The organism is Roseitalea sp. (assembly GCF_984466335.1).
In genome coordinates, this window is sequence record NZ_CFIFWG010000025.1 from 1 (window position 1) to 23,704 (window position 23,704).

Genomic DNA, 23,704 nt, shown 5'->3' on the forward strand with positions numbered 1-23,704 from the left:
CATGGCCCTTGCGTCGGGTGGGCCCAATCGGCCCGTTCAATGCACCGCGGGAAAGCCGCCGGCCTTCATCACCTGTCCCGGAAGGGTCCTGCCGAGGCGGCCTTCGAGCCAGCGCGCGGCATCGATGCAGGCGGCCAGATCGAGGCCCGTCGCAATGCCCGCCCGGTCGAGCATGTAGACCAGATCCTCGGTGGCGATGTTGCCCGTCGCCGCCGGCGCGAAGGGGCATCCGCCAACCCCGCCAAGGCTCGCATCCAGCGTCGCCGCGCCCGCCTCGATCGCCGCCCAGGCATTGGCGATGCCCGTATTGCGCGTGTCATGGAAATGGCAGCGGACCGGTATGTCAGGCCAGCGCGCCCGGACCGCGCCGACCCGCGCGACCACATCGCGCGGCGTCGCAACGCCGATCGTGTCGGCCAGCGCGATCTCGCGCGGCGCAGCCGCCGCAACCGCATCGACGATCGCAAGCAGGCGGCAGAGCGGCACCTCGCCCTCGAACGGGCAGCCGAACGCCGTGCCCACCGTCACACCGAGCGGCACGGGCGCCATCGTCCCTTCGGCAACGGCCCGGAGCCGGCGCACCGTCTCAAGCGCGTCCGCCCCCTGGTTGCGGCGATTGAACGTGTCGGACGCCATGACCGCGAAGTTGATCTCGTCGACGCCCGCCGCAACGGCCCGCTCATAGCCCCGTTCGTTGAGCGCGAGCCCCACGCGGACCAGGCCCTCCCGCGCCGGCAGCCCGGCCATCACCGCCTCGGCGTCGGCCATCTGCGGCACGCGGGCGGGACTGACGAAACTGGTCACCTCAAGGCGCCGAACGCCGGCATCGACGGCCTTTGCGATCAGGGTCAGCTTGTCGGCGGTCGACAAAAGCACCTGTTCGTTCTGAAGCCCGTCGCGGGGCGACACGTCCACGATTTCCACGGTCTGCATAGCGGCCTCCCCGGTGCCCGGCACTTCTTGCCTGCATGCGCCGCAGCGCGCGCTCCTGTCAATCGATCGCCTGTCAATCGATCGTCCGGACGCGAAATCCCTTCGCGCCTCGATGGCCGTGCGTATCGGTGGCCATGAAGGGCGAAAGAGGCCCTGACGCATGCGCGACGGACACGATCGGGCCGGTACGAGGCTCCATCGAATGCCCGCGCCTTCCCAAGCGGTGCGTGTCGGGGTTATGGAGCTGCCCGTTTGTGCAGCGCATCGCCAGGAGGTTCCATGGCAGATCTGTTTGTGGGCATCGATGCGGGATCGTCGGTCCTCAAGGCCGCCGTGTTCGAGGCCGACGGCCGGCAGGTCGCGATCGCAAGCCGCCGCACGCCGCTGGACCGGCCGCAGCCGGGCCGAGTGGAGGCCGATCCCGGCGCATGCCTGGCGGCCCTGTTCGCCGTGGTCGCCGAGGCGGCCGCGGCCTCGGGCAGGCCCGGCGCCGTCGCCGGCATCGGCGTCTCGGGCGCCATGGTCGGCGCCTGGTTCGTCGACGGCGCCGGGCGCGCCATCCGTCCCGGCATCAATTGGGAGGACAGCCGGTCGCAACCGCTGCTCGATGCGATGGTCGCCGACCGTCCGACGCTGATGTCGGACATTTTCGCCATTTCCGGTTCCGTGCTTCAGCAGGGGTGCACCCTGCCGCTTCTGGCCTGGTTCCGGCACAATGAACCCGACACCCTCGCCCGCGCCGCCCATGTGCTGACCTACAAGGACTTCTTGCGCCATGCGCTGACCGGCGAGATCGCCGCCGACCGGTCCGAGGCGGCCGTCCTGCCCGGCGACGCACGCACGCAAGGGCGCAGCGCCGAACTGGCGGCGATGTTCGGCATCGCCGATCTCGCGCGGCTTCTGCCGGAGGCCATGGCCTCGCAGGACGTCGCCGGCCACCTGACCGAGGAGGCGGCGACCCGCACCGGGCTGCGCGCCGGCATTCCGGTCGTGGCCGGCGCCGGCGACGTGATCGCCAACGTCGTCGGGGCGGGCGGCCTGAAGGCGGGCGCGGCCACCGCCATACTCGGCACCACATGCATGGTCGGCGTGTGCCGCAGCGAGCCCGTCTTCACGCCGCCGGATCTGGGCCTTTTGTTCTCGCTGCCCGAGCGCCACTGGTACCGCGCCATGGTCAATGTGGCGGGCACGCTCAATCTCGACTGGACGCTGAAGCTGGTCGCGCCGGATCTGGCGGACGAAGCCGACCCCTTCGCCAGGGTGACGGCAATGGCCGAACGCGTGCCGCCCGGCGCCAATGGCGTGACCTTCCTGCCCTATCTGAGCGAAAGCGGGATCATCGCGCCCGTCGCCGACCCGCACGCGCGCGCCCAGTTCTGCGGCCTTCACGCCGGCCACGGCCGGTCCGACCTGATCCGCGCGGTCTATGAGGGCGTCGCCTTCGCGCTGGCCGACCTCATCGACCTGCTGGACCTGTCCGATGGCGAGCCGGTGAGGCTGACCGGCGGCGGCAGCCGCAGCGCGCTGTGGCGCGCGATCATCGCGGACGTGACGGGACGCACCATCCTCGTGCCCCACGGCTCCGAATTCGGCGCACGGGGCGCAGCGCTGCTCGCGGCCACCGCGCTCGGCCGCCACCAAAGCGTCGCCGACGCCTCCAAGGCCATGGGCGGCGCGGGCGTGCGCCAAGACCCCCGCCCCGACGCCGCGCACGTCTGGGCGGAACCGCGCGCCCGCTTCATCGCCTGCCGGAACCGCCTGCTCGGCTGACGCCGCCCGCCGATCCCGCCCCGCCCGTTCCCGACAGGGGTACATGGGAGATTGCGCTTGCCTTGCGCGCCTATTGGTATATACCATTTTGAAATTGGTATAGTCCGATGCCGAGCCAAGGAGAACGCAACCGGCATGTCCGCCGCCACCCAGCCCCGCTATCGCCAGATCGCCTCGGCGCTCGAAGCCGACATTCTGGCCGGCCGCCTGAAGACGGGCGACCAGCTTCCCTCCGAAAGGGCGATGGCGGAGCGGATGGGCATCAGCCGGATGACCGCGCGCAAGGCGCTACAGCAACTGGCCGGCCGGGGCATGCTGGAGACGCGCGTCGGCCACGGCACTTTCGTCGGCAAGCCCCTGATTCGGCAGGAGCTCACCGCCCTTACGGGCTTCAGCGAGGAGATGGAGCGGCAGGGCCGCGTGACATCGAGCATCGTCGTTGAGGCCGAACGGTGCGCGGCCACCATGGAGGCGGCGCGGGCATTGGCGCTCGCACCCGGCGCCAAGGTATACAGACTCACCCGCGTGCGCCTGGCCGACGGGACCCCGGTCGCCTTTGAGCGCACCCAGATCGACGCCGGCCGCGCGCCGGACCTTCTGTCGAAGGCGGACTTCGCCAACGCATCGCTCTACGACAACCTTCGGCGGCACTTCGCGATCACGCCCGCGCGCGCCGAGCAGACCATCGAAGCCGCGCTCGCCGATCCGTCGACGGCGCTCACGCTCGCCATCGAGCCCGGCGCGCCCGTGCTGCGGCAGACGCGCCTGACGCGCGACAGCGGCGGAAAGCCGTTCGAATTCGTCCGATCCACCTATAGGGGAGATGCGTTCATGATGCGGGTCGAGATGACCGTCGCACCGGAGGGGTCGCGGTGAGCCCTGTCGCCAACGCCTATCTGGACGAGCTTTGCAACCGGCTGGCGGCGCTGAAGGTGCACGCCGCCGGGCCCATCGCCGCGGCCTCCGAGGCCGTCGTCGACGCCGCCCGAGGCGATCATCTGGTCTATGTCTTCGGCACCGGACATTCGCACATGCTCGCCGAGGAGGTTCACTACCGCGCCGGCGGCCTGGCGCTTGCCGTGCCGATCCTGGCCTCGACCATCATGCTGCACGAGGGCGCCGTCGCCTCCACGAAAATGGAGCGCGCCGAGGGCGTCAGCGGGCCGATCCTGGAGCGCTACGGCATAACGCGCAACGACGTTTTGTTCGTCGTCTCCAACTCCGGCGTCAACGCCGCCCCGCTTGAGGCCGCCCGTTTCGGCCGCAAGGTCGGCTGCGCGGTCGTCGCCATCACCTCGCTCGCCTATTCGACCAAGACCGCCAACGGCGGCGAGAGGCTCGCCGATCTGGCCGACATCGTCATCGACAACGGCGTTCCGCCCGGCGATGCGGTCGTCGCGCTGCCCGGTACCGAGCTGAGAACAGGACCCGCCTCCACCACGGTCGGCACCGCCATCATCAACGCCATTTTTGCCCAGGCCGCCCACCGGCTCGCCCAGGAAGGCCGGCCACCCATCTACCTGAGCGCCAACATGCCCGGCGCAAAGGAGACCAACAGGGCGCTGGTCGAGCGCTACAAGGGGCGCAACCGGCACCTGTAGGACGTCAAGCTTCGTCAAACAGGGAGAAGGAAAACATGAAAACCCCCGTCAAGGGCCTGCTTGCAGGCACGATGCTCGCGCTCGCCGTGCCGGCCCTCGCCGCGCCCGTCGAGATCACGCTGTGGCACATGGAGCAGCCGCCGCACCGCGTCGAGCGCATTCAGATGCTGATCGACGAGTTCAACGCCGCCAATCCGGACATCGCGGTCAGCCAGGAGCCGCAGAACTGGGGCGAGATCTACGCCAAGGCGCCGGCGGCACTGGCCGCGGGCATGGGGCCGGACATGCTGTTCGCCATTCCCGACTTCACGCCGATCCTCAAGGATATCGGCGCCCTGTCGTCGGTCACAGATTTCGTCGCCGAACTCGATGCCGAGCACGACTTCATCGACAGCGCGGTCGAAGCCTACAGCTATGACGGCGGCGTGTGGGCCGTGCCGCTCTACAACATGACGCTCAACCTTTGGTACCGGAAGAGCGCGTTCGAGGAGGCCGGCATCGCCGTTCCCGCAAGCTGGGACGAGTGGCGCGCGGCCGCCCGGGCGCTAACCACCGATAGCCGCTTCGGCATGGGCCTGCCGGCCAACCGGCAACTCTACACGGACCAGGCCGTCTACGCCGTGATGGTCAATGGCGGCGCATCGGAGATCTACAACGAGGACGGTACGCTGCGCTTCGACAATCCCGAGACGGTCGCCGCGTATGCGTTCTACGACTCGATGATGGAGTTCTCGCCGCCCGATGCGCCCTCATGGACCTGGGGCGAGGCCGAAGCGTGCTTTGCGTCGGGAAGCTGCGCCATGATCATGCAGTTCACCGTCATCTCGACCTACGAGACCCAGGCCGAGGGCGATGCCTCGGACCTTGGCGTGGCGGCCATTCCGACCAGGGACGGCTCGGACGACAATGCGACGATCGCCTATGCAAACGCGGTGATGGTGCTGTCCGAGGACCAGGCCCGGCGGGACGCCTCCAAGCGTTTCATACGCTTCCTGCTCCAGCCGGAAAACTATGGCCGCTTCCTGAACATGGAGCCCGGCCTTTTCATGCCGCTGACCGCCTCGGGCGCCGATGCCGACAGTTTCTGGAACGATCCGATCGTCCAGGAATATCGCGCGCAGATCGAGACGGTCATCGCCAACGGACGCAACGGCAAGCTGTTCGGCTTCACCTCGGGCCGCGTCTTCCCGGCGATCGCGGCGATCTCGGCGCAGAATGTGCTTGCCGAAACGCTGCAAATGATCGTCATCAACGACATGGATGCGGCCGAGGCCGTCGCCGCGGGCCAGGCCCGCATGCAAGACCTGTCGCGCTGACGGGGCACGGCGCCGTGGCACGCAACCCGATCCTCGCGCTCGCGTTCGTCGCCCCGGCGCTGCTTTTTCTGGCGGCCATCCTCGTATGGCCGCTCTTTTCCGCCTTCCTTCTGAGCCTTCAGAACGTCCGCGGCGTCGGCACGAGCGGGCAATGGGTCGGCTTCGAGAACTACCGCTTCATCCTGACCAGCGGCGCGTTCTGGGATTCGGCCGGGCTGAGCCTGGTCTGGGTGCTCGCCAATGCGGCGGTGCAGACCGCGCTGGCGCTGGCCGCCGCGCTGATCCTGCACCAGAAGTTCCCCGGCGTGCGCATCGCGCGCACCTGGATCATCCTGACCTGGATCGTGCCGACCGTGGTCGTGGTCATGATCTGGCGCTGGCTGTTTTCGACGTCCGGCGGCATGATCAATCCGATCCTGGTCCAGACCGGCCTGGTCGACCGGCCGGTCGGCTTCTTTTCGACACCCGAAACGGCGTTCGCAACGCTCGTCTTCATCAATTCCTGGCGCTGGTTCCCGTTCATAGCGCTGATGATGCTGGCCGGGCTGACGCGTATCCCCTCGGATCTTTACGAAGCGGCACGCATCGACGGCGCCGGCCCCGTACGCCGTTTCACGCGGATCACCTGGCCGCTGCTCGCGCCCACGCTCACCGTGCTCCTGATCATCGGAACGCTTCTGTCGTTCAACGTCTTCGATATCGTCTGGCTGATGACGCAGGGCGGCCCCGCCGGCGGCACGCGCACCCTGCCCGTCCTGATCTATGAGACCGCCTTCCGCAGCTACCGCATGAGCGAGGCCGCGACCATCGCCGTGCTTTCGACGCTGCTGCTGATGGCCTTTGCGGTGCTGGCCACGCGCTCGCTCGCCCGCGCCGGAGACGAACGATGAGGCGATCGCGCACCTGGACCCTTATTCTTGCCGCCGGCCTTGCCTTCTTCGTCGCGCTGGTCGGCCTGCCCTTCTGGTGGGTCGTGTCCGGCTCGTTCAAGCTGCCCCAGGAGATCATCGCGCGCGTGCCGACGATGATCCCGCGATCCTTTACGTGGCAGCACTATGACAGGCTGCTCTCATCGTCCGATTACGGCACCTATCTGGTCAATTCGCTGATCGTGTCGTCGCTTTCCGCCCTGATCACGCTGATGCTGGCGATCCCGGCCGGCTATGCCTTCTTCCGGCTGCGGTTCCGGGGCCGCGAGGCGCTCTACCGCGCCATCCTGCTTGCCTATGCGTTCCCCTCGATCGTGGTTCTGATCCCGCTTTTCACCATGTTCGCGCGGATGGGCCTGGTCGACACGCGCCTTTCGCTGGTCGTCGTCAACGTGGCCTTCGCCCTGCCCTTCGCGATCTGGATGCTCCGCTCCTTCTTCGGCTCGATCCCAAGGGAGATCGAGGAGGCGGCGCGGCTCGACGGCGGCCCGCCCCTGACCGTGCTTTGGCGCATCATGATCCCGCTGACGGCGCCCGGCATCGCGGCCGTGGCCATCTTCGCCTTCGTCACCTCCTGGACCGAATATGTCTTCGCCTCGGTGATGATCCTGTCGGACGCAAGGCGCACCATTCCGGTCGGCTTTTCGGGCATCATCGGCCAGTATCAGGTCGACTGGGGCCTGCTGCTGGCGGGCGCGAGCCTTGCCGTCGTGCCCGTCGTCATCGTGTTCGCGCTGATCGGGCGCTGGTTCGTCACCGGCCTGACCGAGGGCGCGGTCAAGTAATGTCTCGTTCGGAGGACCCAAATGGCCGTCACTGAGCTGCGCCAGGTCGAAAAGTCGTTCGGCGCGGTGCGCGTGATCAAACCGCTCGACCTGACCGTCCAAAGCGGCGAGTTCGTCGTCATCGTCGGCCCCTCGGGCTGCGGAAAATCGACGCTTCTGCGCATGGTGGCGGGCCTTGAGGAAGCATCCGGCGGCTCGATCGCCATCGGCGGCGTCGATGTCACCCGCAAGGAGCCATCCGAACGCGGCGTCGCCATGGTCTTCCAGACCTATGCGCTCTATCCGCACATGACGGTGCGCCAGAACATGGCGTTCGGACTGGAAATGGCCGGCATCGCCAGATCGGAGCGCGAGGAGCGAGTGTTGGAGGCCGCGCGCACCCTGCGGCTTGAGGACTATCTCGACCGCAAGCCCAGGCAACTGTCCGGAGGTCAGCGCCAGCGCGTCGCGATCGGCCGAACGATCGTGCGCGAGCCGAAATTGTTCCTGTTCGACGAACCGCTCTCGAACCTCGATGCCGAATTGCGGGTCCAGATGCGTCTGGAGATCGCCAAGCTGCATCGCACGCTGAACGCCACCATCCTTTATGTGACGCACGATCAGGTCGAAGCGATGACCCTTGCCACGCGCATCGTGGTCCTGCGCGAGGGGCGCATCGAGCAGATCGGGTCCCCCGGCGCGCTTTACGCCGATCCCGACAACACGTTCGTTGCCGGTTTCATCGGCTCGCCGAAGATGAATCTCCTGCCTTGCAGGATCTCGGGGCGTGACGATGCGGACCGAGCGCTGGTCGAGGTGCCCGCGCTCGGCCTTAAGCGCTATCGCGTGCGGCTGCGTGACCCGAGCGCCGCCCTGCCCCAGACGGGCACCTTCGGCGTCCGGCCCGAGGATTTCGTCGCCACGGGCGGCGACGGGCCCGCCGACCTGACGCTCGCTTGCGAACTCGTCGAGAATCTGGGCAGCAGCGTCTTCCTTTACAACGCGGCCAGCCGCGACGATGCCGTCGTCGCCGAATTGCCGCGCGGCACGCATCCGGCGCCGGGCGATGCGATCGGCTTTCGCATCTGCGAAAACACCTGCTACCTGTTCGGCGACAAGGGAGGCAGACTGTGACATGAAGGTGCTCGTCATGCCTACGGTCGAGCGCGCCGCAAGCAGGGCCGCCGGCCTCGTCGCCGACACGCTTGCCGCCGAGGCCCTGCCCGTGCTGGGCCTTGCGACGGGTTCGACCATGCAGCCCGTCTATGCCGACCTGATCGCCCGCCACCGCGCCGGCGCACTCTCATTTGCCAACGCGACCAGCTTCAATCTGGACGAATATGTCGGCCTGTCGCCGGACCATCCGCAATCCTATCACCAGACGATGCGTCAACTTCTGTTCGACCAGGTCGACATGGACCCGGCGCGCTGCCATCTGCCGCGCGGCGATGCGGCCGATCCGGCGGCCGAGGCGGCGCGCTACGACGAAGCGATCGCGTCCGCCGGCGGCATCGACATCCAGCTTCTGGGGATCGGCCGTAACGGCCATATCGGCTTCAACGAGCCGACGTCGAGCCTGGGCGCGCGCACACGCATCAAGACGCTGACCAGCGGCACCCGCGCGGCCAACGCACGCTTTTTCGGCGACACCGAAACCGTTCCGCGCCATGCGATCACGATGGGCATCGCCAACATACTGGAAGCACGTCGCTGCGTGCTGGTCGCCACCGGCCAGGCCAAGGCGGAGGCGGTCGCGCGCATGATCGAGGGGCCGCTGGGCGCCGACTGCCCGGCCAGCGCGCTGCAACTCCACCCAAGGGCCACAGTGATCGTCGACCGCGCGGCGGCGGACGCGCTGCGCCTGATCGACTATTATCAGGAGATCCATCCCGACGGCGGGGAGGCCGGCCTTGTCTGAGATCGGCCGTCCCGTCGGCACCCTGTTTGTCCGCATGCTCTATGACGGCATGTCCGAGGCGCCGCTGGCCGACCGGCTGGTGTCCATTAAGAACGGTCGCATCGCCCATGTGCGCCCGCTTGCGCCGGGCGAGGCGCCGCCGTCCGGCGCGATCGCCGCCGAGATCGCAGCGCCGGGCTTCATCGACATGCAGATCAACGGCGCCGCCGACGCCCAGTTCAACGAGGAGCCGACCGCGCGGACGGTCGCGCGCATGGCCGCGGGCGCGCGCCGCGGCGGCACGGCGCATATCCTGCCCACCTTCATCACCGCGCCCGGCACCGATTACGGGCGGGCCGTCGCCGCCGCCGATCAAGCGCTCGACGAGGGCGTTCCGGGCGTTCTGGGCGTCCATCTGGAAGGTCCGTTCCTTTCGCCCGAAAAGCCGGGCATCCATCCGCCCGATTTCATCCGCGCCATGACCGGGGCCGATGTCGACGCCATCGCCGAAGCGCGCGGCACCGTGCTGCTGACGCTTGCGCCCGAACGACAGGACCATGCGCTGATCGCCCGCCTGGCCGGCCGGGGCGTGCGCGTCTTCGCGGGCCATTCGGCCGCCACGGCCGGGCAGATGGACGCGGCGATCGATGCGGGCGTTTGCGGTGTCACCCACCTTTTCAACGCCCAGTCGCAGATCGCCGGCCGGGAGCCGGGCTTGGTCGGCGCGGCGCTGATGCGCCCGGAGCTTGCGGCGGGCATCATCGCCGACGGCTTTCACGTGCATCCGCAGAACCTGAAGATGGCCGCCCGGCTGATGCAGGACCGGCTGTGTCTCGTCACCGACGCGATGAAGACGCTGGCCGGCACGGTGATCAGCTTCGATCTCTACGGCACGCCGATCACGCTCGCCAAGGGCCGTCTGCGCGGGCCGGACGGCACGCTCGCCGGCGCGCACCTGTCCATGAGCCAGGCGGTGCGCAATGCGGTGACGCTGATGGACGTGTCGCCGGCGACCGCGCTGAAGATGGCCAGCGGAAACGTCGCCCGCGCCCTCGGCCTCGACGGTGAACTGGGTCGCATCGCCTCGGGCTATCGGGCGAGCCTGACCCTGCTGGACGGGGATCTTCATGCCACAGGGGTGATCGTCGACGGCAGGGCGCTTGGGGGCAAGGGCTGATCGCGGGCCCCCGTGCACGGCACTCGATGATGTCGTCGGTCCAGCCCGCCAGGGACACCGGCGCGATCAGGCCGGATCCAGACGGTCACCGCGGTCATCGAACAGGTGGCAGGCCGGCCCTTTGAAGGTCAGGCGGACCGTGTCGCCGATGGCCAGCGGCGTGGTGCCTTCGGCCTTGAAGCGCAAGGCGTCGGCAAGGCCGTCGACACGGGCATAGACCAGCGCTTCGGCGCCCAGATGCTCGACGACATCGACGGTTGCATCCATGACGCCGGCATGGGGGCCGTCCCCAGCGCCGCACACAGCAACGTCTTCGGGGCGCACGCCCAGAGTGACGGCGGCGCCCTTTGCGACCGCGTGCGCGGGCAGTTCGACGGATGCGACCCCGCCAAGCGCGACCCGCGTTCGGCCCTGGTCGCTGGCGACCACTTGCGCATCGAAAACGTTGATCCGCGGCGCGCCGATGAACTCGGCCACGAACCGGGAGGCGGGACGTGTGTAAAGCTCCATCGGCGCGCCGACCTGCATGATCCGCCCCCCGTCGAGCACCACGATCCGGTCGGCCATCGTCATGGCTTCGACCTGATCGTGCGTCACATAGACCATGGTGTTGCCGATCGTCTGGTGAAGCCGGGCGAGTTCGACGCGCATCTCCGTGCGCAGGGCGGCGTCAAGGTTCGACAGCGGCTCGTCGAACAGGAACACGTCCGGCCGGCGCATCAAGGCCCGGCCGATCGCAACGCGCTGGCGCTGACCGCCGGACAATTGGCCCGGCTTGCGGTCGAGCAACCGGTCCAGTTGCAGGAGATTGGCGACCTCGGCCGCCCGCCTCCTGCGCTCGGCGCGCGAAACCCCCTTCAGACGCAGGCTGAAGGACATGTTCTCCCATACGGTCATGTGCGGATAGAGCGCGTAGGACTGGAACACCATCGCCGCCCCGCGATCGGGCGCGGGCACGTCGTTCATGCGCTTGGCGTCGAAATGCAGATCGCCCGCATTGACCGCCTCCAGCCCGGCGATCACGCGCAGCAAGGTCGACTTGCCGCAGCCGGACGGGCCGACAAAGGCGACGAATTCCCGGTCCGGGATCTCCAGCGATATGTCCTTGAGCACCGCATGGGCGCCGAAGCTCTTGTGGATGCCCTTGAGGGTGACGGCTACCATCGCGCGGGCGCCTTGCGGTCGGGAACGAAGATCATCTGACGGCGACGATCTGGATTTCGACCAGGTCGGTCGGCTCGGCCAGGCGCGCTTCGACACAGGCGCGGGCGGGCGCGGCGCCCTCGGGCACCCATGCGTCCCAGAGCGCGTTGACGGCATGGCGGTTGCGGATGTCAGACAGCCAGATCATGGCCGAGACGATCCTGCCGCGATCCGATCCCGCCTCCGCCAGCAGCGCATCGAGCCTGTCCAGTATGTCACGGGTCTGCCCTTCCAGATCGAGCGAGCGGTCCGATGAAATCTGGCCGGCGAAATGGAGGGTGGCCGCGCCGGCCGGCACCTCCACGATCTGGCTCATGCGCCTGCCGGTCTGGTATCGCGTCAGTTCGGTCGACATGGTCGGTATGCTCCTATTCGGCGGTCCTGTTCAGTGGGGTCAGCCCTTCGCCGCGCATGATGTCGGCGAGCTTGGCCGACAGGACGTCGATGGTCCTGTCCCGGTTCGCGCGGCCCAGATCCAGGTCGGCCTTGGTCGGCTCGCCATTGATGCCGCCGGAAAGGGGGTGGATCGCATGGCGCGAGCGAAGCTTGTACCAGGGCTTGTCGATCCTGAAATCGACGGCGCGCTCGGGATGGTAGGCCGCGCCGGTGACCGCGGCGATCTCCGTTTCTCCCTTGTCGGCGTGGTGGATGCCGGCGATGCCGGCCTCGGTCCACCAGTTCCAGCAGGCCAGCCTGGCATCGGGATAGGTCTTCCAGATGGTCCAGAACGCGGCCTCGCAGGGCGCCTTGTTGGCGCCGTGGCCGCTGATGAAGACCAGCCGTTCAAAGCCGTGATGGCAGAACATGGCGCCCAGTTCGGCGATTACCGTCGTAAATGTCGCGATGGTCAGCCCGATCGTGCCCGGATAGTCACGCATCTCGTCGGCAAAGCCATAGGGCAGCCCGGGAGCCAGGATGGCCCCCGTCCGCTCGGCGACGGCACGCGAGAAGAACTCCGCCGTGTCGATGTCCACGCTCAGGGACAGGTGCGGGCCATGGGCCTCGATCAGGCCGATCGGCACCAGCACCGGAAGCCGGCGGTCCAGCGCGTCCACCTCGTGATTGGTCAGCCGCTTCCACTCGACCATCGCCAACCCCTTCTGCACCTATGTGCGATTGAAATGACATATGTGCGATTTACGCCGCGCCGACCGCAGCGCCGCCCGATCTGGCGAGCACGGCTTCCATCGTTGCCTCGTCGGTCACCAGCACGTGCACGAGACCGGTACGCAGGGCGCCGGTGACCACATCCACCTTGCCCGGCCCGCCGGACGCCATTACCAGCGCCTTCATGGCGGCCAGGTCAGCAAGCCCGGGGCCGACCAGTTGCCGGTTGACCGGGTGATCGATCGCGGCGCCGTCTATGTCGATGAATGTGCCCAGGAAATCGCCGACGGCGCCGGCGGCGACCAGATCACGGGCGGTGACGCCCTTGGGCAGCGCGTGCCGGATCAGCAGCGAGGCATCGCTCATGTCGCCGGCCGCAAAGCAGGCGACGTCCGTTTTCAGGATCAAATCGAGCACCGAGGCGTAGAACTGCTGGCCGGTGAGCACATAGCGCGCCTCGGGCGTGTCGGTGTAGATGGGCGCGGTCATGTAATATCGCTCGGCGTCGAGCAACCGTCCGATCTTGCCGATGATGTCGATGGCGTTTTCTTCCGATGAGCGGGGCAGCGCGCCAAGGAGCGCGACGATGCGGCATTCGGGCCGGGGCACGGGCCGGATGTAGCGCAGCATCGCCCGCATGGTCTGGCCCCAACCCAGGCCGAAGAGGTTCAGTTCCGGATCGGCGATTTGCGCCGACATGTAGCGGGCAAGACCCGCGCCGATCATGGCGTGGGTGCCCTCGGACTCAAGCGGGCTCGGCACGACCACCGCGTCGCGCAGGCCGAACGCTTCGATCGCGCGGCGCTCCAGCGCGACGCACGAGGCCATGGGCGTCGTCACCTCGACGCGCACAAGGCCGCTGTCGCGCGCGCCTGCAAGCATCCGGTTGACCCGGAAGCGCGACAGGCCGAGCGCATCGGCGATCGTGGACTGCGTCCGCTCCTCGATGAAGTAGAGCCATGCAGCGCGCAGCATGAGCGCCTGCTCCCGATCGGCGACAGACGTGTGGGCCTGCGCATCATCGGCAGCGGAAACGAATGACATGGCCGGTCTCTCGATGGCGTTTGCAAATTTTGTTGATGGCGAATTACAAACGTGCTAGCCGAAAGTCAATCGCGTTTGGCGCGCGCACCGGCGCGCCCCGATTGCGACAGCGATCCACGCAAACGATCCGAAACGATCGAGGGAACGGGAGGCAACCTTGAAAACGACAGCCAGATTTTTGACGGCCGCGGCCATGGCGCTTGCGCTGCCCGCGGCCGCCCATGCCAAGACCGAGATCAACATCGTGGCCTTCGCGCCGGGCTTTGCCTGGGCGGACATGTTCGGCCCATCGGGGACCGAAAAGACCGACAAGCTGCGCGCGTTCGAACAGGCCAACGACATCACGATCAACATCGAGTTCGCCGACGAGGAGACCGCGCGGCAGAAGGTTCTGCTCGACCTGGTCAACCAGACCGGCACCTATGACCTTGTAATGCTGGGGTCCGACGGGGCGGTGCAGACCTTCTCCTATGCGGGCTATCTGGAGCCGCTGGACGATCTGCTTCACACGGTGCCCGAATATTTCGATCCCGAAGGCGTCTATCCGCAGTTTCTGGACGCCAACCGCGTCAACGGCCAGCTCTGGGCGCTGCCCTATTATTCGTTCGGCGCGGGCGTGATCTACCGCAGGGATATCTTCGAGCGGTACGGCATCACCGAATTCCCCACCACCACGGCCGGCCTCGAAGAGGCGCTGACGACGATCAGGGCGGGCCTTGAGGCGGACGGCATAACCGACGTCCATCCGCTGACCATGCGCGGCGCGCCGGGCGAGGAGCCGAGCCTCGATCTGGCCGGCTTCGTATACGCCTATGCGGGCTATCCGGCCTGGTTCGAGGGTGGCGCGACCACCCGCGACGCCATCGACGCCGAAGACGCCAGGCCGATCTTCACCGGCGATTTCCGCGACGGTTTCGAGACCTTCGTGCGCTGGTCGCAGGAGTTCGGCCCACCCGGCATCGCCACCCACACATGGGTCGACATGATGAACCTCTACGGCGCCGGCCAAGCGGTCGTTCTGATGCCGTCGGCGATCAACGGCTTCGCCGCGCTCGGCGGGACAGAGGACGAGAACGTCGCCAATCATACCGCCTTTGCCCCGTCACCGGTCGGCCCGTCCGGCGAACAGGTCCAAAGTTTCTGGACGTTCTCGGTCGGCGTCAGCGCGTTCTCCGAAAACAAGCAAGAAGCCTTCAGGACGCTCGCCTTCCTGACCGGCGAGCAGGCCATGCAGGGCTTCGCCGAGACCATCGGCTGGCCGTACTCGACCTTCCCGTCGATCACGCGCGGCGAAACGCTCGCCGGCAAATGGCCCGCACAGATGCTCGATCAGATCGAAGCCAGCTACGCGCAGGCCAACCCGCAATATTTCCCCTATATTCCCGAGCTCAACGCCTTCATGGAGCGCATCGGCACCGCCGCCTCGGAGGCGATATCGGGATCGAAGTCGGTCGATCAGGCGCTTGAGGAGCTACAGGCCTGGGCCGAAGAGCGCATGGAGCGCGCGGGCTATTACGAATAAAGCGGCAAAAGCCGGCGCCGGCCATATCCGTCGGCGCCCATCTGCGTACCGGGCGAGTGTCACATGAGGGTCGATTGGCGTTTCTGGTTCATCGCGCCGATGGTGATGGCGCTTGCGACGGTCGTCCTTTTCCCCACCGTCTATCTGTTCTGGATGAGCACGCAGCACTGGCTGGTGACCGATCCGGAGCGATATTTCACAGGTATCGACAATTTCACCCGGCTTTTGAGCGGCGCCGACTTCTGGCAGGCGCTGCGCGTCACCGGCGCCTATCTGGTGCTGTCGACCGTGCTGATGCTCGGGCTCGGCATGGGGCTGGCACTGACGTTCGCGCGCGCCTCGGCGGGCTGGATGCGCGCCATCGTGGTGATGCCGCTGGTCATTCCGCCGGTCGTCGCCGGCTTCACCTGGCGGTTCCTGCTCAATGGCGAGATCGGTTTTCTTGGCGCCTACCTGCTGCCGATGGCCGGGCTCGACCTCAACCCGCTGGCCGAGCCGGGCGCAGCGCTCGTCTCTGTCGTGATCGCCGATGTTTGGAGCCGCACGCCCTTCATGTTCCTGATCTTCCTGGCCGCGCTGCAATCGATCCCGCGCGATTACTACGAAGCCGCGCGCATGGACGGCGCCAACCCGCTGCACGAGTTCTTCTTCGTCACGCTGCCGCTTCTGAAAGGCGCCCTGTTCGTGGCGATCCTGTTTCGCCTCGTCGATGCGATCAACACGTTCGAACTGATCTATGTGATGACCCGCGGCGGGCCGGGCCGGGCCACGCAGATCCTGTCGCTCTTCGGCTGGCGCACCGCCTTCCAGGAGCTTGATTTCGGGCAGGCGGCGGCGCTCGGCGTGATCATGCTGATCATCTGCCTGACCGGCGCGATGCTCATGTTCCGCCGGTTCGTGCGCGGCAGCGTGGAGGCGAGGCAATGAGTGCGCCGATGCGTCATGGCCGGCTGCTGACCGCGATCCGCTGGGCTTTCCTGGGATCGGTGATGGTTTTCGTCCTCTTCCCGCTTATCTGGCTGGCGCTCGCCTCGCTGAAGACGCGCGCGGCCGCGCTCGACGTGCCGCCTTCGCTCGTCTTCACGCCAAGCTTTCGCGCCTATGAGACGATCTTCGCCAGCGGCCTCGTCGATGCCTTCGTCAATTCGTTTTCGATCGCCATCACCAATGTGATCCTGTCGCTCTTGATCGGCGTGCCGGCCGCCTATGCGCTGGCGCGCATGCGCGGCGCCATCCAGGAAAATCTCAGCTTCTGGGTGCTGTCGATCCGGCTTGCGCCGCTGTTCGCGATCATCCTGCCGCTCTATGTGCTGTTTCAGCAACTCGGCCTGCTCGACACGCGTCTGGCGGTGGCGCTGGCGCACCTGACGCTGACCCTGCCGCTGTCGGTGTGGCTGCTGATGACCTATTTCCGCGCCATGCCCGTCGATCTCGACGAGGCGGCGATGCTCGACGGCGCAAAGCCGTGGCAGACGCTTGTCATGGTGATCGTGCCGATCGCCCGGCCCATGATCGCCTCGGTCGCCGTCATCGTCTTCATCTTTTCGTGGAACGAGTTCCTTCTGGCCTTCTTCCTGACCTCGCGCGATGCGCAGACCGTGCCCGTGGTCGTGGCGGGACTGGCCGGCACGATGAGCTTCGACTGGCCGCTGATCGCGGCGATTTCCATCTGCTCCATGGTGCCCGCCCTGATCTTCGTCGGCTTCGCCCAGCGCCATATCGTCGAGGGGCTGGCGAGCGGGGCGGTGAAATGACCGATATGCCGGGGCATATCGCCATCACAGGTGCCGCCGGCGGCATCGGCGCGGCGCTCGCTGCCCATTTCGCCGCGCTTGGCTGGCAGGTGACCGCCATCGATGTGGCCGCGACATCACCGCGGCAACACGCCTCTATCGTGCCCCTTGTCGCCGACATCACCGACGAGGCGCAGATGGAAACGGCCTTTGCGCGCGCCGCCAAGACCGCGCCCATCGGCGCGGTCATCGCCAACGCCGCCGTCACCGATCTCGACCATCACCATACGATCGACATGCCCTATGACGTCTGGCGCCAGGTGCTGCGCGTCAATGTCGACGGCGCATTCCTGACGGCGCGGTCGGCCGCCCGGCACATGCGGCGGACGGGCGGCGGCAACATCGTCTTCGTGACGTCCTCGCTCGCCCGGCTGGCCGACGCGCAGGCGGGCGATGCGCCCTATTGCACGTCGAAAGCGGCCACCGAGATGCTGGCGCGCGTGCTGGCGATCGAACTCGCCCCCATCGGCATCAACGTCAACACGCTGTTTCCGTCCGCGATGATCGACACGGGGTTCTTCGCGCACTGGCCCGAAGCGGAACGCGCCAAGCTCGCGCCGGCAACGCTCCTCAACGAGACGGCGCGGTTCCTCGCGACCCTGCCGGCGGGCGGGGGCACCGGCCGGTCGCTCGATCAGCAGCGCTGGGACGACGAGCCCGCCTATCGGGCAAGCTGGGAGGATCGGGCATGACCCGGTGGATCGACGCGCGCAACGCGACCATGGACGAGATCGCCGCCTTCGCGCGCGACTACCCCTTTGCCATCCTGCCGGTCGGCTCGTTCGAGCAGCACGGCCCCCATCTGCCGCTCGACACCGACAACCGCATCGCCGAGGCCATGGCGATCGAGACCGCAAGACGCAGCGTCGGCATGGTGCTGCCGGTGCTGAATGTCGGCTACGCCTGGGTGTGGCGCGGCAGGCCGGGCACGCTCACATTCCGCTTCGAGACCTATATGGCGATGATCCGCGACATTGCCGAGAGCCTTCATGGCTGGGGCGTCAAGGCGGTGTTCGTGCTTTCGGGGCACGGCTCCAACCCGCAGCCGGTCAAGCATGCCATTCGCGAGATGATCCATGAAAGATACGACATCGCGGTGCTCAACAGCCTCTATGCCGGCCTTGGCGAGATGCTGGACGCATGCGATTCCAAGCCCTGGCACAACGATATCCACGCAGAAGAGATCGAGACCGCGCTGATGCTGGCGATCGCGCCGGACCTGGTGCGCATGGAGCGCGCGGCCGCCGATTATCCGCCGGTGCCGGACGATTACGGACAGTCGGAGCTGTCGATGGGCATGATCATGCGCTCGGGCGTGTTCGGCGATCCAAGGCCGGCGACGGCCGAAAAGGGCCGGCGCTGGCTGGACATGGGCGGCCGGAAATCCGCCGAGCGGTGGCTGGCTTATCTGGCGCGCAAGGGCCTTTACGACGAAGGAGCCGGCGCATGAGCGGGCCCGGCCGCCTCGGCATCGATCTGGGCACGTCCGCGGTCAAGGTCCTGGTCGTCGATGACCGCGGCGTTTCGCTCGCAAGCGTGAATCGCGCCTATCCGACCCATGCGCCGCGGCCCGGCTGGGCCGAACAATCGCCCGCCGACTGGTGGCGCGCGGCCTGCGAGGCGACACGCAAGGCGGTTGCGCAGGCGGGCGTCGAGATCGGCTCGGTCGGCCTGTCTGGCCAGTTGGACGGCTTTGTCCTGCTCGATGAACGCGACGAACCGCTCGCCGACGCGATCATCTGGCTCGACATCCGTGCCGAGGCGGAGGCAAGGTCCATGGCCGAAAAGGCCGACTTTGCCGCCCTGACCGGCAATGCGCTGTCGGCGATCTGCGTGCTGCCCAAGCTCGCCTGGCTGCGCGCCCGTCGCCCGGACCTGCTGGAACACACGAAACGCATCGCGCTGGTCAAGGACTATATTCTCCTGCGGCTGACCGGCGAGTTGGCGACCGACCCGTCCGACGCCCATTCGACGGCGATGACGGAGACCGGCGGCGGGCAATGGTCGGCGCGCCTGTGCGCGCTGGCCGGCATCGATCCGGCTCTCATGCCGCCGATCCGCCCGTCCGCCGAGATCGCCGGCCGGCTGACGGCCAAGGCGGCCGAAGCGACGGGGCTCGCAGCGGGAACGCCGGTGGCGACCGGTGCCGGGGACGTGGCGGCGCTGGCCGTCGGCTGCGGCATCGTTGAAACCGGGCGCATCGCGATCACGCTGGGCACGGCCGGCCATGTGGTGGCCGAGGCGACGGCGCCGCGCCCGATGCCGGATGCGGGCCTCTGGCAAATCCCGCACGGCGTGTTCGGCCGGCAATTGTGGCTCGGCCTGATCATGAGCGGCGGGCTGAGCCTGTCCTGGTTCCGCTCCGTCCTGGCCCATGACGCGCCGCCCGACTTTAAAACGCTCGAACGGCTCGCCGCGGGCGTTCCCGCCGGATCGGACGGCGCGACCTTCCTTCCCTTTCTGGAAGGCGCGGCGACACCCTATAACCGGCCTGACGCGCGGGGCGCCTTTCTTGGGCTGTCATCGGCGCATCGCACGGGCCATATGGTCCGCGCGGTGATGGAGGGCGTGGCGTTCAACGCGCGGCAATGCGTCGAGGCAATCGAGGCGGCGGGCGCGGAAGGCCGGGACATCCGATTGGCGGAAGGCGGGGCCCAGTCGCCGCTGTGGTGCCAGATCATCGCGGACACGCTCAATCGACCCGTGCAACTGATCGTCGAGCGCGACACATCGGCGGCGGGCGCCGCGATCCTCGGTCAGGCGGCGGTGACCGGCGCGCCGGTCGGCGAGATCGCGCAAGCGATGGTCGCCATCGGCCGCCTGTTCGAGCCCGAGGCGGACCGCGTCACCACGCTCGACGATGCCTATCGGCGCTATCGGGCCGCGTGCGCCGACCTCATCGCCAGATGATGTCCTGAAGCATGCTCAAAATCAAAGAGTTGGAGCATTGCGCGTGAAACGGAGATCACGAGAAATGCTCCAGGTGTGCTGCCTCAACAGGTTGTCCTTGTTTAGGCTGAGGCGACTGATGGGTGGTTTTGCGTTCAGGCTGCCGTGGGGTTGGTACCAATTGTACATGTGGGTCCAGATGGGCAGATCGGCGGCGCGCTGGTCGGAGGTCCGGTAGGCACGGGCATAGGCGCATTCCCTGAAGGCGGTCTGGATGAAGCGTTCCATTGCCCGGCGGGCAATTGCGAAGCGCCGCCGAGAGGGGCCTTGCCACTGGTGCGGGGCGTGTACGGTTTGGTGCGGATATGTTTCAGGCCCAGTTCGCGGCAGGCGTGCTGGAACGCGCAGGATTTGTAGCGGCTGCCATTGTTCGTCATAACGCACTCGACCGTGGCGATCCGCCAGAACTCTCAGGCTCTCTTGACTATGTTGTACCGCTCGACGCACCGCCTCCGGTCCCCCGGGTCGGGCTTTGCCCGCCCGAGGGCAGGCTCAGTGGCGCTGCCATGGTGAATCTGGCCCATGGCGCGTCCTTCCATCCCATGGAAAATATCGCACCATCGCGTCTCATGACACGAAGGGTTTGACAGGGAGGCTGACAAGGAGTGTCGTGGGTGCCATTGCCATCGCTGAAACCTGCACGTACCCCGCATCGGCCATGCAGCTCACGCAACGCTTGGCGCGAATCGGATGGATTTCAAGCCGGCCCCCAAGTCGGCAGAGACCTTCCAAGGCTCGGTGTGTCTGGTTGCCTTGATCGCGCAACAAAAACGTTTAGTTATTGTCCCCGGCGGCAACTGTGGCCATGCGTCACGGATCGGGAATCGTTGCGCGCTTTGTTTTCAATGGGAGGAAAACGATGACTGAAAAAAACGGCAATGCTGACACCGGAAATGATGTGAGCAGACGATCTTTCCTGAGGAAGTCCGCACTGGTTGGCGGTGCGGCTGCCGGAAGCGCGCTCGCCGCTCCGGCGGTGTTGGCGCAGGCGCCGGTCGTGCTCAGAATGCAGACGTCCTGGGGCGCGACCAACATCTGGCAGGAATTTGCCCAGGACTATGCCGACCGGGTTGAGGCGATGTCAGGCGGCCGGCTGAAGGTCGACGTTCTGCCTGCCGGTGCCGTGGTCGGCGCCTTCCAGGTTCTCGACGCGGTCAATGACGGCGTTCTGGACGCGGCCCATTCGGTGCCGGTCTACTGGTACGGCAAGAACAAGGCCGCCTCGCTGTTCGGTACCGGCCCGGTGTTCGGCGGTTCTGCGGCGACCATGCTCAGCTGGTTCTACGAGGGCGGCGGCGACGAGCTGCTTCGCGAACTGATGCAGGACATCATGGGCCTTGATGTCGTCTCCTATCTGGGCTTTCCGATGCCGGCGCAACCGTTCGGCTGGTTCAAGGGCGAAGTCAACACGGTCGATGATCTGCAAGGGTTCAGATACCGCACGGTTGGCCTGGCAGCCGATCTGCTGCAGTCGATGGGCATGTCGGTGGCCCAGTTGCCCGGCGGCGAGATCGTGCCGGCCATGGAGCGCGGGGTCATCGATGCGTTCGAGTTCAACAATCCCTCGTCGGACCGCGATTTCGGCGCCCATGACGTGGCCAAGAACTACTATTTGTCGTCCTATCACCAGGCGTCGGAGAGCTTTGAGTTCCTGTTCAACACATTCTCGCTGGAAGACCTCGATCCCGACCTACAGGCGATCCTCAAACATGGGGTCGAGGCTGCCTCGACGGCCAACACGGCCAAGGCCATGCGGCGTTACTCGGCCGATCTGCGCTGGTTGCAGGACGAGGCCGGCGTGACCGTGCACCGTACCTCGTCGGAAATCCTGTCGGCGCAGATCGCCGCATGGGACGAGCTCATTCCCGGCCTTGAGGAAGATCCGTTCGCCAAGAAATGCCTCGACAGCCAGCGTGCCTGGGTCGAGCAGGTCACGTTCTATGAGCTGATGAACGCCCCCGATTACGCATTGGCCTACGAACACTACTTCCCCGGCCGCCTCAAGCTTTGATCGGCAGGCACCGCTTCTGACCCCGGCGGCGGCATTGCCGCCGGGATAACCGGTTGTTTGAGGGGGAATGTGCGTGATCGGGTTCATTCGGTTCGCCGACAGCCTGTCGGCGTGGTTCGGCAAGGCGTTTGCCTGGCTGATCATCATGATGGCTGTCGGCACCGGTTATGAGGTGTTCGTCCGCTATGTCCTGAACAACCCCACAGCGTGGGCGCTGGATGTGTCATTCATCATGTATGGCACGCTGTTCATGATGGGGGGCGCCTACACGCTGTCGCGTGGCGGTCATGTGCGCGGTGACTTCCTTTACCGGCTTTGGCAGCCGCGCACGCAGGCCAAGGTCGACCTGCTGCTTTACATCCTTTTTTTCTTTCCCGGCGTTTCGGCGTTGGTTTTCGCCGGCTGGCAATATGCCGAGCGCTCCTGGCGCTTCGGCGAGGTCTCGGTCAACAGCCCGGCCGGTGTACCGATCTACCAGTTCAAGACCATCATTTGCGCCGCCGGCATCCTGCTCTTCATTCAGGGAATCGCGCAGGTGATGCGCTGCATCCTTGCCATCGGGACCAATCAATGGCTGGAGGCTGAAGAAGACGTCTTCGAGACCGAGGATCTGCTTATCCGCGAAGCCAACTCAGCCGAGAAGGGACACAACCCATGACGGATCCGCAAGTCGCCCTGATGATGCTGGGGCTGTTCATCGCTTTCGTCTTCATGGGGTTTCCGATCGCCTTCACGCTGATGGCGATGGGGATCGGCTTCGGATATTTCGCCTATTTCGACGCGCGCCGCATGTGGCGGGACTATGACCGGCTGGGCGAGGATGCCGGTGCGTTCGACCAATGGGCGGCCTGGTTCGAGGGGTTCCTCAACAACCGGGTGTTCGACCTGTTCGTCAACCAGACCTTTTCGGTCATGTCGAACGAGATTTTGACCGCGGTGCCGCTGTTCCTCTTCATGGGCTATGTCGTGGAGCGGGCCAACATCGTCGATCGCCTGTTCACGACGCTCAACATCGCTTCGAAGAACATTCCCGGCTCGATGGGCGTGGCCGCGCTGATCACATGTGCGCTGTTCGCCACCGCAACCGGCATTGTCGGCGCGGTGGTCACGCTGATGGGTCTTTTGGCGCTGCCGGCGATGCTCAAGGCGCGCTATGATCCCTCATTTGCCAGCGGCATCATCTGCGCGGGCGGCACGCTCGGCATCCTCATTCCGCCCTCGATCATGCTGATCGTCTATGCGGCCGCCTCCAACGTGTCGATCGTGCGGCTTTATGCCGGCGCGCTGCTTCCCGGCCTTGTGTTGGTCGGGCTTTACCTGGTCTATGTCGTCGGCCGGTCGCTCTTGCAGCCATCGGCGGCGCCCAAGCCCAACGACGACGAGGTTCCTGACGTTCCGTTCGCACGGTTGGTGTTCATGATCCTGACATCGTTCCTGCCGCTGGCGTTCCTGATCCTGGCGGTGCTCGGGTCGATCCTGCTCGGCCTGGCCACGCCGACCGAGGCGGCCTCGATCGGCGCTCTGGGTTCGCTGTTGCTGGCGGCGGTCTATGGCGCGATGACCTGGGAACGGCTTCGCCAGAGCGTCTATCTGACGGTCCGCACCACCGCGATGGTGTGCTGGCTGTTCGTCGGCTCGTACATTTTCGCAGCGGTGTTCTCCTATCTGGGCGGTGAACACCTGATTTC

The 23,704-nt window shown here is 66.7% G+C and carries 23 protein-coding genes and 1 pseudogene; 18 read left to right on the forward strand and 6 right to left on the reverse strand.

Annotation, left to right across the window (positions count from 1 at the left end; genetic code table 11):
• Positions 1-36 precede the first annotated feature (36 nt).
• Entirely contained in the window at positions 37-933 is an 897-nt protein-coding gene (locus AC5E6L_RS03920; RefSeq protein ID WP_491229544.1) for a hydroxymethylglutaryl-CoA lyase, read from the reverse strand.
• 279 nt (positions 934-1,212) lie between these two features.
• Between AC5E6L_RS03920 and AC5E6L_RS03925 the strand changes: the two genes are divergently transcribed.
• The 9 genes from AC5E6L_RS03925 (at position 1,213) to nagA (ending at position 10,387) form a co-directional block, all read left to right on the forward strand.
• Positions 1,213-2,703 (forward strand): FGGY family carbohydrate kinase, encoded by a 1,491-nt coding sequence (locus AC5E6L_RS03925; protein ID WP_491771412.1) that lies wholly within the window; start codon positions 1,213-1,215, stop codon positions 2,701-2,703.
• Between the two features lie 135 nt (positions 2,704-2,838).
• Positions 2,839-3,579 (forward strand): GntR family transcriptional regulator, encoded by a 741-nt coding sequence (locus tag AC5E6L_RS03930; RefSeq protein WP_491771414.1) that lies wholly within the window; start codon positions 2,839-2,841, stop codon positions 3,577-3,579.
• Positions 3,576-4,304 carry an SIS domain-containing protein gene (locus AC5E6L_RS03935; protein WP_491771416.1) on the forward strand — a complete coding sequence of 243 codons (729 nt, stop codon included), beginning with the start codon at positions 3,576-3,578 and terminating at the stop codon, positions 4,302-4,304. The genes AC5E6L_RS03930 and AC5E6L_RS03935 overlap by 4 nt, the downstream gene beginning before the upstream one ends.
• A gap of 35 nt (positions 4,305-4,339) precedes the next feature.
• Positions 4,340-5,620, forward strand: coding sequence for an ABC transporter substrate-binding protein (locus AC5E6L_RS03940; protein ID WP_491230840.1), 1,281 nt, complete (start codon positions 4,340-4,342; stop codon positions 5,618-5,620).
• A gap of 14 nt (positions 5,621-5,634) precedes the next feature.
• A complete protein-coding gene (locus tag AC5E6L_RS03945; RefSeq protein ID WP_491230841.1) occupies positions 5,635-6,510 on the forward strand; it encodes a carbohydrate ABC transporter permease in 876 nt (291 codons plus the stop codon).
• Positions 6,507-7,334: a carbohydrate ABC transporter permease gene (locus AC5E6L_RS03950; RefSeq protein ID WP_491771419.1), complete on the forward strand. Its 828-nt coding sequence runs from the start codon at positions 6,507-6,509 to the stop codon at positions 7,332-7,334. Before AC5E6L_RS03945 ends, AC5E6L_RS03950 begins: the two co-directional genes overlap by 4 nt.
• Before the next feature lie 21 nt (positions 7,335-7,355).
• The gene (locus AC5E6L_RS03955) at positions 7,356-8,447 is read left to right on the forward strand and encodes an ABC transporter ATP-binding protein (RefSeq protein ID WP_491771421.1); all 1,092 of its coding nucleotides are present in this window, start codon (positions 7,356-7,358) and stop codon (positions 8,445-8,447) included.
• 1 nt (position 8,448) lies between these two features.
• Complete coding sequence (gene nagB, locus AC5E6L_RS03960) at positions 8,449-9,231, forward strand: glucosamine-6-phosphate deaminase (protein ID WP_491228934.1); 783 nt, start codon at positions 8,449-8,451, stop codon at positions 9,229-9,231.
• A complete protein-coding gene (gene nagA / locus AC5E6L_RS03965; RefSeq protein WP_491771423.1) occupies positions 9,224-10,387 on the forward strand; it encodes an N-acetylglucosamine-6-phosphate deacetylase in 1,164 nt (387 codons plus the stop codon). The genes nagB and nagA overlap by 8 nt, the downstream gene beginning before the upstream one ends.
• A 66-nt stretch (positions 10,388-10,453) precedes the next feature.
• Here nagA and AC5E6L_RS03970 read toward each other — a convergent pair whose 3' ends face one another.
• Genes AC5E6L_RS03970 through AC5E6L_RS03985 form a run of 4 tightly spaced genes read right to left on the reverse strand, consistent with a single transcriptional unit; the run spans position 10,454 to position 13,741 of the window.
• A complete protein-coding gene (locus tag AC5E6L_RS03970; protein WP_491771425.1) occupies positions 10,454-11,551 on the reverse strand; it encodes an ABC transporter ATP-binding protein in 1,098 nt (365 codons plus the stop codon).
• Between the two features lie 31 nt (positions 11,552-11,582).
• Complete coding sequence (locus tag AC5E6L_RS03975; RefSeq protein ID WP_491228931.1) at positions 11,583-11,945, reverse strand: RidA family protein; 363 nt, start codon at positions 11,943-11,945, stop codon at positions 11,583-11,585.
• Positions 11,946-11,958: 13 nt separating this feature from the next.
• The gene (locus tag AC5E6L_RS03980; RefSeq protein WP_491228930.1) at positions 11,959-12,678 is read right to left on the reverse strand and encodes a creatininase family protein; all 720 of its coding nucleotides are present in this window, start codon (positions 12,676-12,678) and stop codon (positions 11,959-11,961) included.
• Between the two features lie 49 nt (positions 12,679-12,727).
• Positions 12,728-13,741, reverse strand: coding sequence for a sugar-binding transcriptional regulator (locus tag AC5E6L_RS03985; protein WP_491771428.1), 1,014 nt, complete (start codon positions 13,739-13,741; stop codon positions 12,728-12,730).
• Positions 13,742-13,934: 193 nt separating this feature from the next.
• On the opposite strand from AC5E6L_RS03985, the gene AC5E6L_RS03990 reads away from it, so the two are divergent.
• The 6 genes from AC5E6L_RS03990 (at position 13,935) to xylB (ending at position 19,966) form a co-directional block, all read left to right on the forward strand.
• The gene (locus AC5E6L_RS03990; RefSeq protein ID WP_491771430.1) at positions 13,935-15,263 is read left to right on the forward strand and encodes an extracellular solute-binding protein; all 1,329 of its coding nucleotides are present in this window, start codon (positions 13,935-13,937) and stop codon (positions 15,261-15,263) included.
• Between the two features lie 63 nt (positions 15,264-15,326).
• Positions 15,327-16,190: a carbohydrate ABC transporter permease gene (locus tag AC5E6L_RS03995; protein WP_491771432.1), complete on the forward strand. Its 864-nt coding sequence runs from the start codon at positions 15,327-15,329 to the stop codon at positions 16,188-16,190.
• Complete coding sequence (locus tag AC5E6L_RS04000) at positions 16,187-17,017, forward strand: carbohydrate ABC transporter permease (RefSeq protein WP_491771434.1); 831 nt, start codon at positions 16,187-16,189, stop codon at positions 17,015-17,017. Before AC5E6L_RS03995 ends, AC5E6L_RS04000 begins: the two co-directional genes overlap by 4 nt.
• On the forward strand, positions 17,014-17,748 hold the full coding sequence (locus AC5E6L_RS04005) for an SDR family NAD(P)-dependent oxidoreductase (RefSeq protein ID WP_491228925.1): 735 nt from the start codon (positions 17,014-17,016) through the stop codon (positions 17,746-17,748). Before AC5E6L_RS04000 ends, AC5E6L_RS04005 begins: the two co-directional genes overlap by 4 nt.
• Positions 17,745-18,506, forward strand: coding sequence for a creatininase family protein (locus AC5E6L_RS04010; RefSeq protein WP_491771437.1), 762 nt, complete (start codon positions 17,745-17,747; stop codon positions 18,504-18,506). Before AC5E6L_RS04005 ends, AC5E6L_RS04010 begins: the two co-directional genes overlap by 4 nt.
• The gene (xylB, locus tag AC5E6L_RS04015) at positions 18,503-19,966 is read left to right on the forward strand and encodes a xylulokinase (RefSeq protein WP_491771439.1); all 1,464 of its coding nucleotides are present in this window, start codon (positions 18,503-18,505) and stop codon (positions 19,964-19,966) included. The genes AC5E6L_RS04010 and xylB overlap by 4 nt, the downstream gene beginning before the upstream one ends.
• A 21-nt stretch (positions 19,967-19,987) precedes the next feature.
• On the opposite strand, the pseudogene AC5E6L_RS04020 reads toward xylB, so the two are convergent.
• Positions 19,988-20,397 (reverse strand): annotated as a pseudogene (locus AC5E6L_RS04020) (integrase core domain-containing protein); the annotation flags it as partial.
• Between the two features lie 467 nt (positions 20,398-20,864).
• Between AC5E6L_RS04020 and AC5E6L_RS04025 the strand changes: the two are divergent.
• The 3 genes from AC5E6L_RS04025 to AC5E6L_RS04035 all read left to right on the forward strand — a co-directional run.
• Positions 20,865-22,016 carry a TRAP transporter substrate-binding protein gene (locus AC5E6L_RS04025; protein WP_491228845.1) on the forward strand — a complete coding sequence of 384 codons (1,152 nt, stop codon included), beginning with the start codon at positions 20,865-20,867 and terminating at the stop codon, positions 22,014-22,016.
• A 73-nt stretch (positions 22,017-22,089) separates the two neighbouring features.
• Positions 22,090-22,674 (forward strand): TRAP transporter small permease subunit, encoded by a 585-nt coding sequence (locus tag AC5E6L_RS04030; protein ID WP_491228844.1) that lies wholly within the window; start codon positions 22,090-22,092, stop codon positions 22,672-22,674.
• Positions 22,671-23,704 (forward strand): TRAP transporter large permease (locus AC5E6L_RS04035; RefSeq protein WP_491771442.1); only part of this gene is annotated, 1,034 nt, incomplete at its 3' end. The genes AC5E6L_RS04030 and AC5E6L_RS04035, both read left to right, overlap by 4 nt.

Bases quoted from the DNA above. Each gene is read 5' to 3' on its own strand.
- AC5E6L_RS03920 (WP_491229544.1), bottom strand. From the start codon at position 933: ATGCAGACCGTGGAAATCGTGGACGTGTCGCCCCGCGACGGGCTTCAG.
- AC5E6L_RS03925 (WP_491771412.1), top strand. From the start codon at position 1,213: ATGGCAGATCTGTTTGTGGGCATCGATGCGGGATCGTCGGTCCTCAAG.
- AC5E6L_RS03930 (WP_491771414.1), top strand. From the start codon at position 2,839: ATGTCCGCCGCCACCCAGCCCCGCTATCGCCAGATCGCCTCGGCGCTC.
- AC5E6L_RS03940 (WP_491230840.1), top strand. From the start codon at position 4,340: ATGAAAACCCCCGTCAAGGGCCTGCTTGCAGGCACGATGCTCGCGCTC.
- AC5E6L_RS03950 (WP_491771419.1), top strand. From the start codon at position 6,507: ATGAGGCGATCGCGCACCTGGACCCTTATTCTTGCCGCCGGCCTTGCC.
- AC5E6L_RS03955 (WP_491771421.1), top strand. From the start codon at position 7,356: ATGGCCGTCACTGAGCTGCGCCAGGTCGAAAAGTCGTTCGGCGCGGTG.
- nagB (WP_491228934.1), top strand. From the start codon at position 8,449: ATGAAGGTGCTCGTCATGCCTACGGTCGAGCGCGCCGCAAGCAGGGCC.
- AC5E6L_RS03970 (WP_491771425.1), bottom strand. From the start codon at position 11,551: ATGGTAGCCGTCACCCTCAAGGGCATCCACAAGAGCTTCGGCGCCCAT.
- AC5E6L_RS03975 (WP_491228931.1), bottom strand. From the start codon at position 11,945: ATGTCGACCGAACTGACGCGATACCAGACCGGCAGGCGCATGAGCCAG.
- AC5E6L_RS03980 (WP_491228930.1), bottom strand. From the start codon at position 12,678: ATGGTCGAGTGGAAGCGGCTGACCAATCACGAGGTGGACGCGCTGGAC.
- AC5E6L_RS03985 (WP_491771428.1), bottom strand. From the start codon at position 13,741: ATGTCATTCGTTTCCGCTGCCGATGATGCGCAGGCCCACACGTCTGTC.
- AC5E6L_RS03990 (WP_491771430.1), top strand. From the start codon at position 13,935: ATGGCGCTTGCGCTGCCCGCGGCCGCCCATGCCAAGACCGAGATCAAC.
- AC5E6L_RS03995 (WP_491771432.1), top strand. From the start codon at position 15,327: ATGAGGGTCGATTGGCGTTTCTGGTTCATCGCGCCGATGGTGATGGCG.
- AC5E6L_RS04000 (WP_491771434.1), top strand. From the start codon at position 16,187: ATGAGTGCGCCGATGCGTCATGGCCGGCTGCTGACCGCGATCCGCTGG.
- AC5E6L_RS04005 (WP_491228925.1), top strand. From the start codon at position 17,014: ATGACCGATATGCCGGGGCATATCGCCATCACAGGTGCCGCCGGCGGC.
- AC5E6L_RS04010 (WP_491771437.1), top strand. From the start codon at position 17,745: ATGACCCGGTGGATCGACGCGCGCAACGCGACCATGGACGAGATCGCC.
- xylB (WP_491771439.1), top strand. From the start codon at position 18,503: ATGAGCGGGCCCGGCCGCCTCGGCATCGATCTGGGCACGTCCGCGGTC.
- AC5E6L_RS04025 (WP_491228845.1), top strand. From the start codon at position 20,865: ATGACTGAAAAAAACGGCAATGCTGACACCGGAAATGATGTGAGCAGA.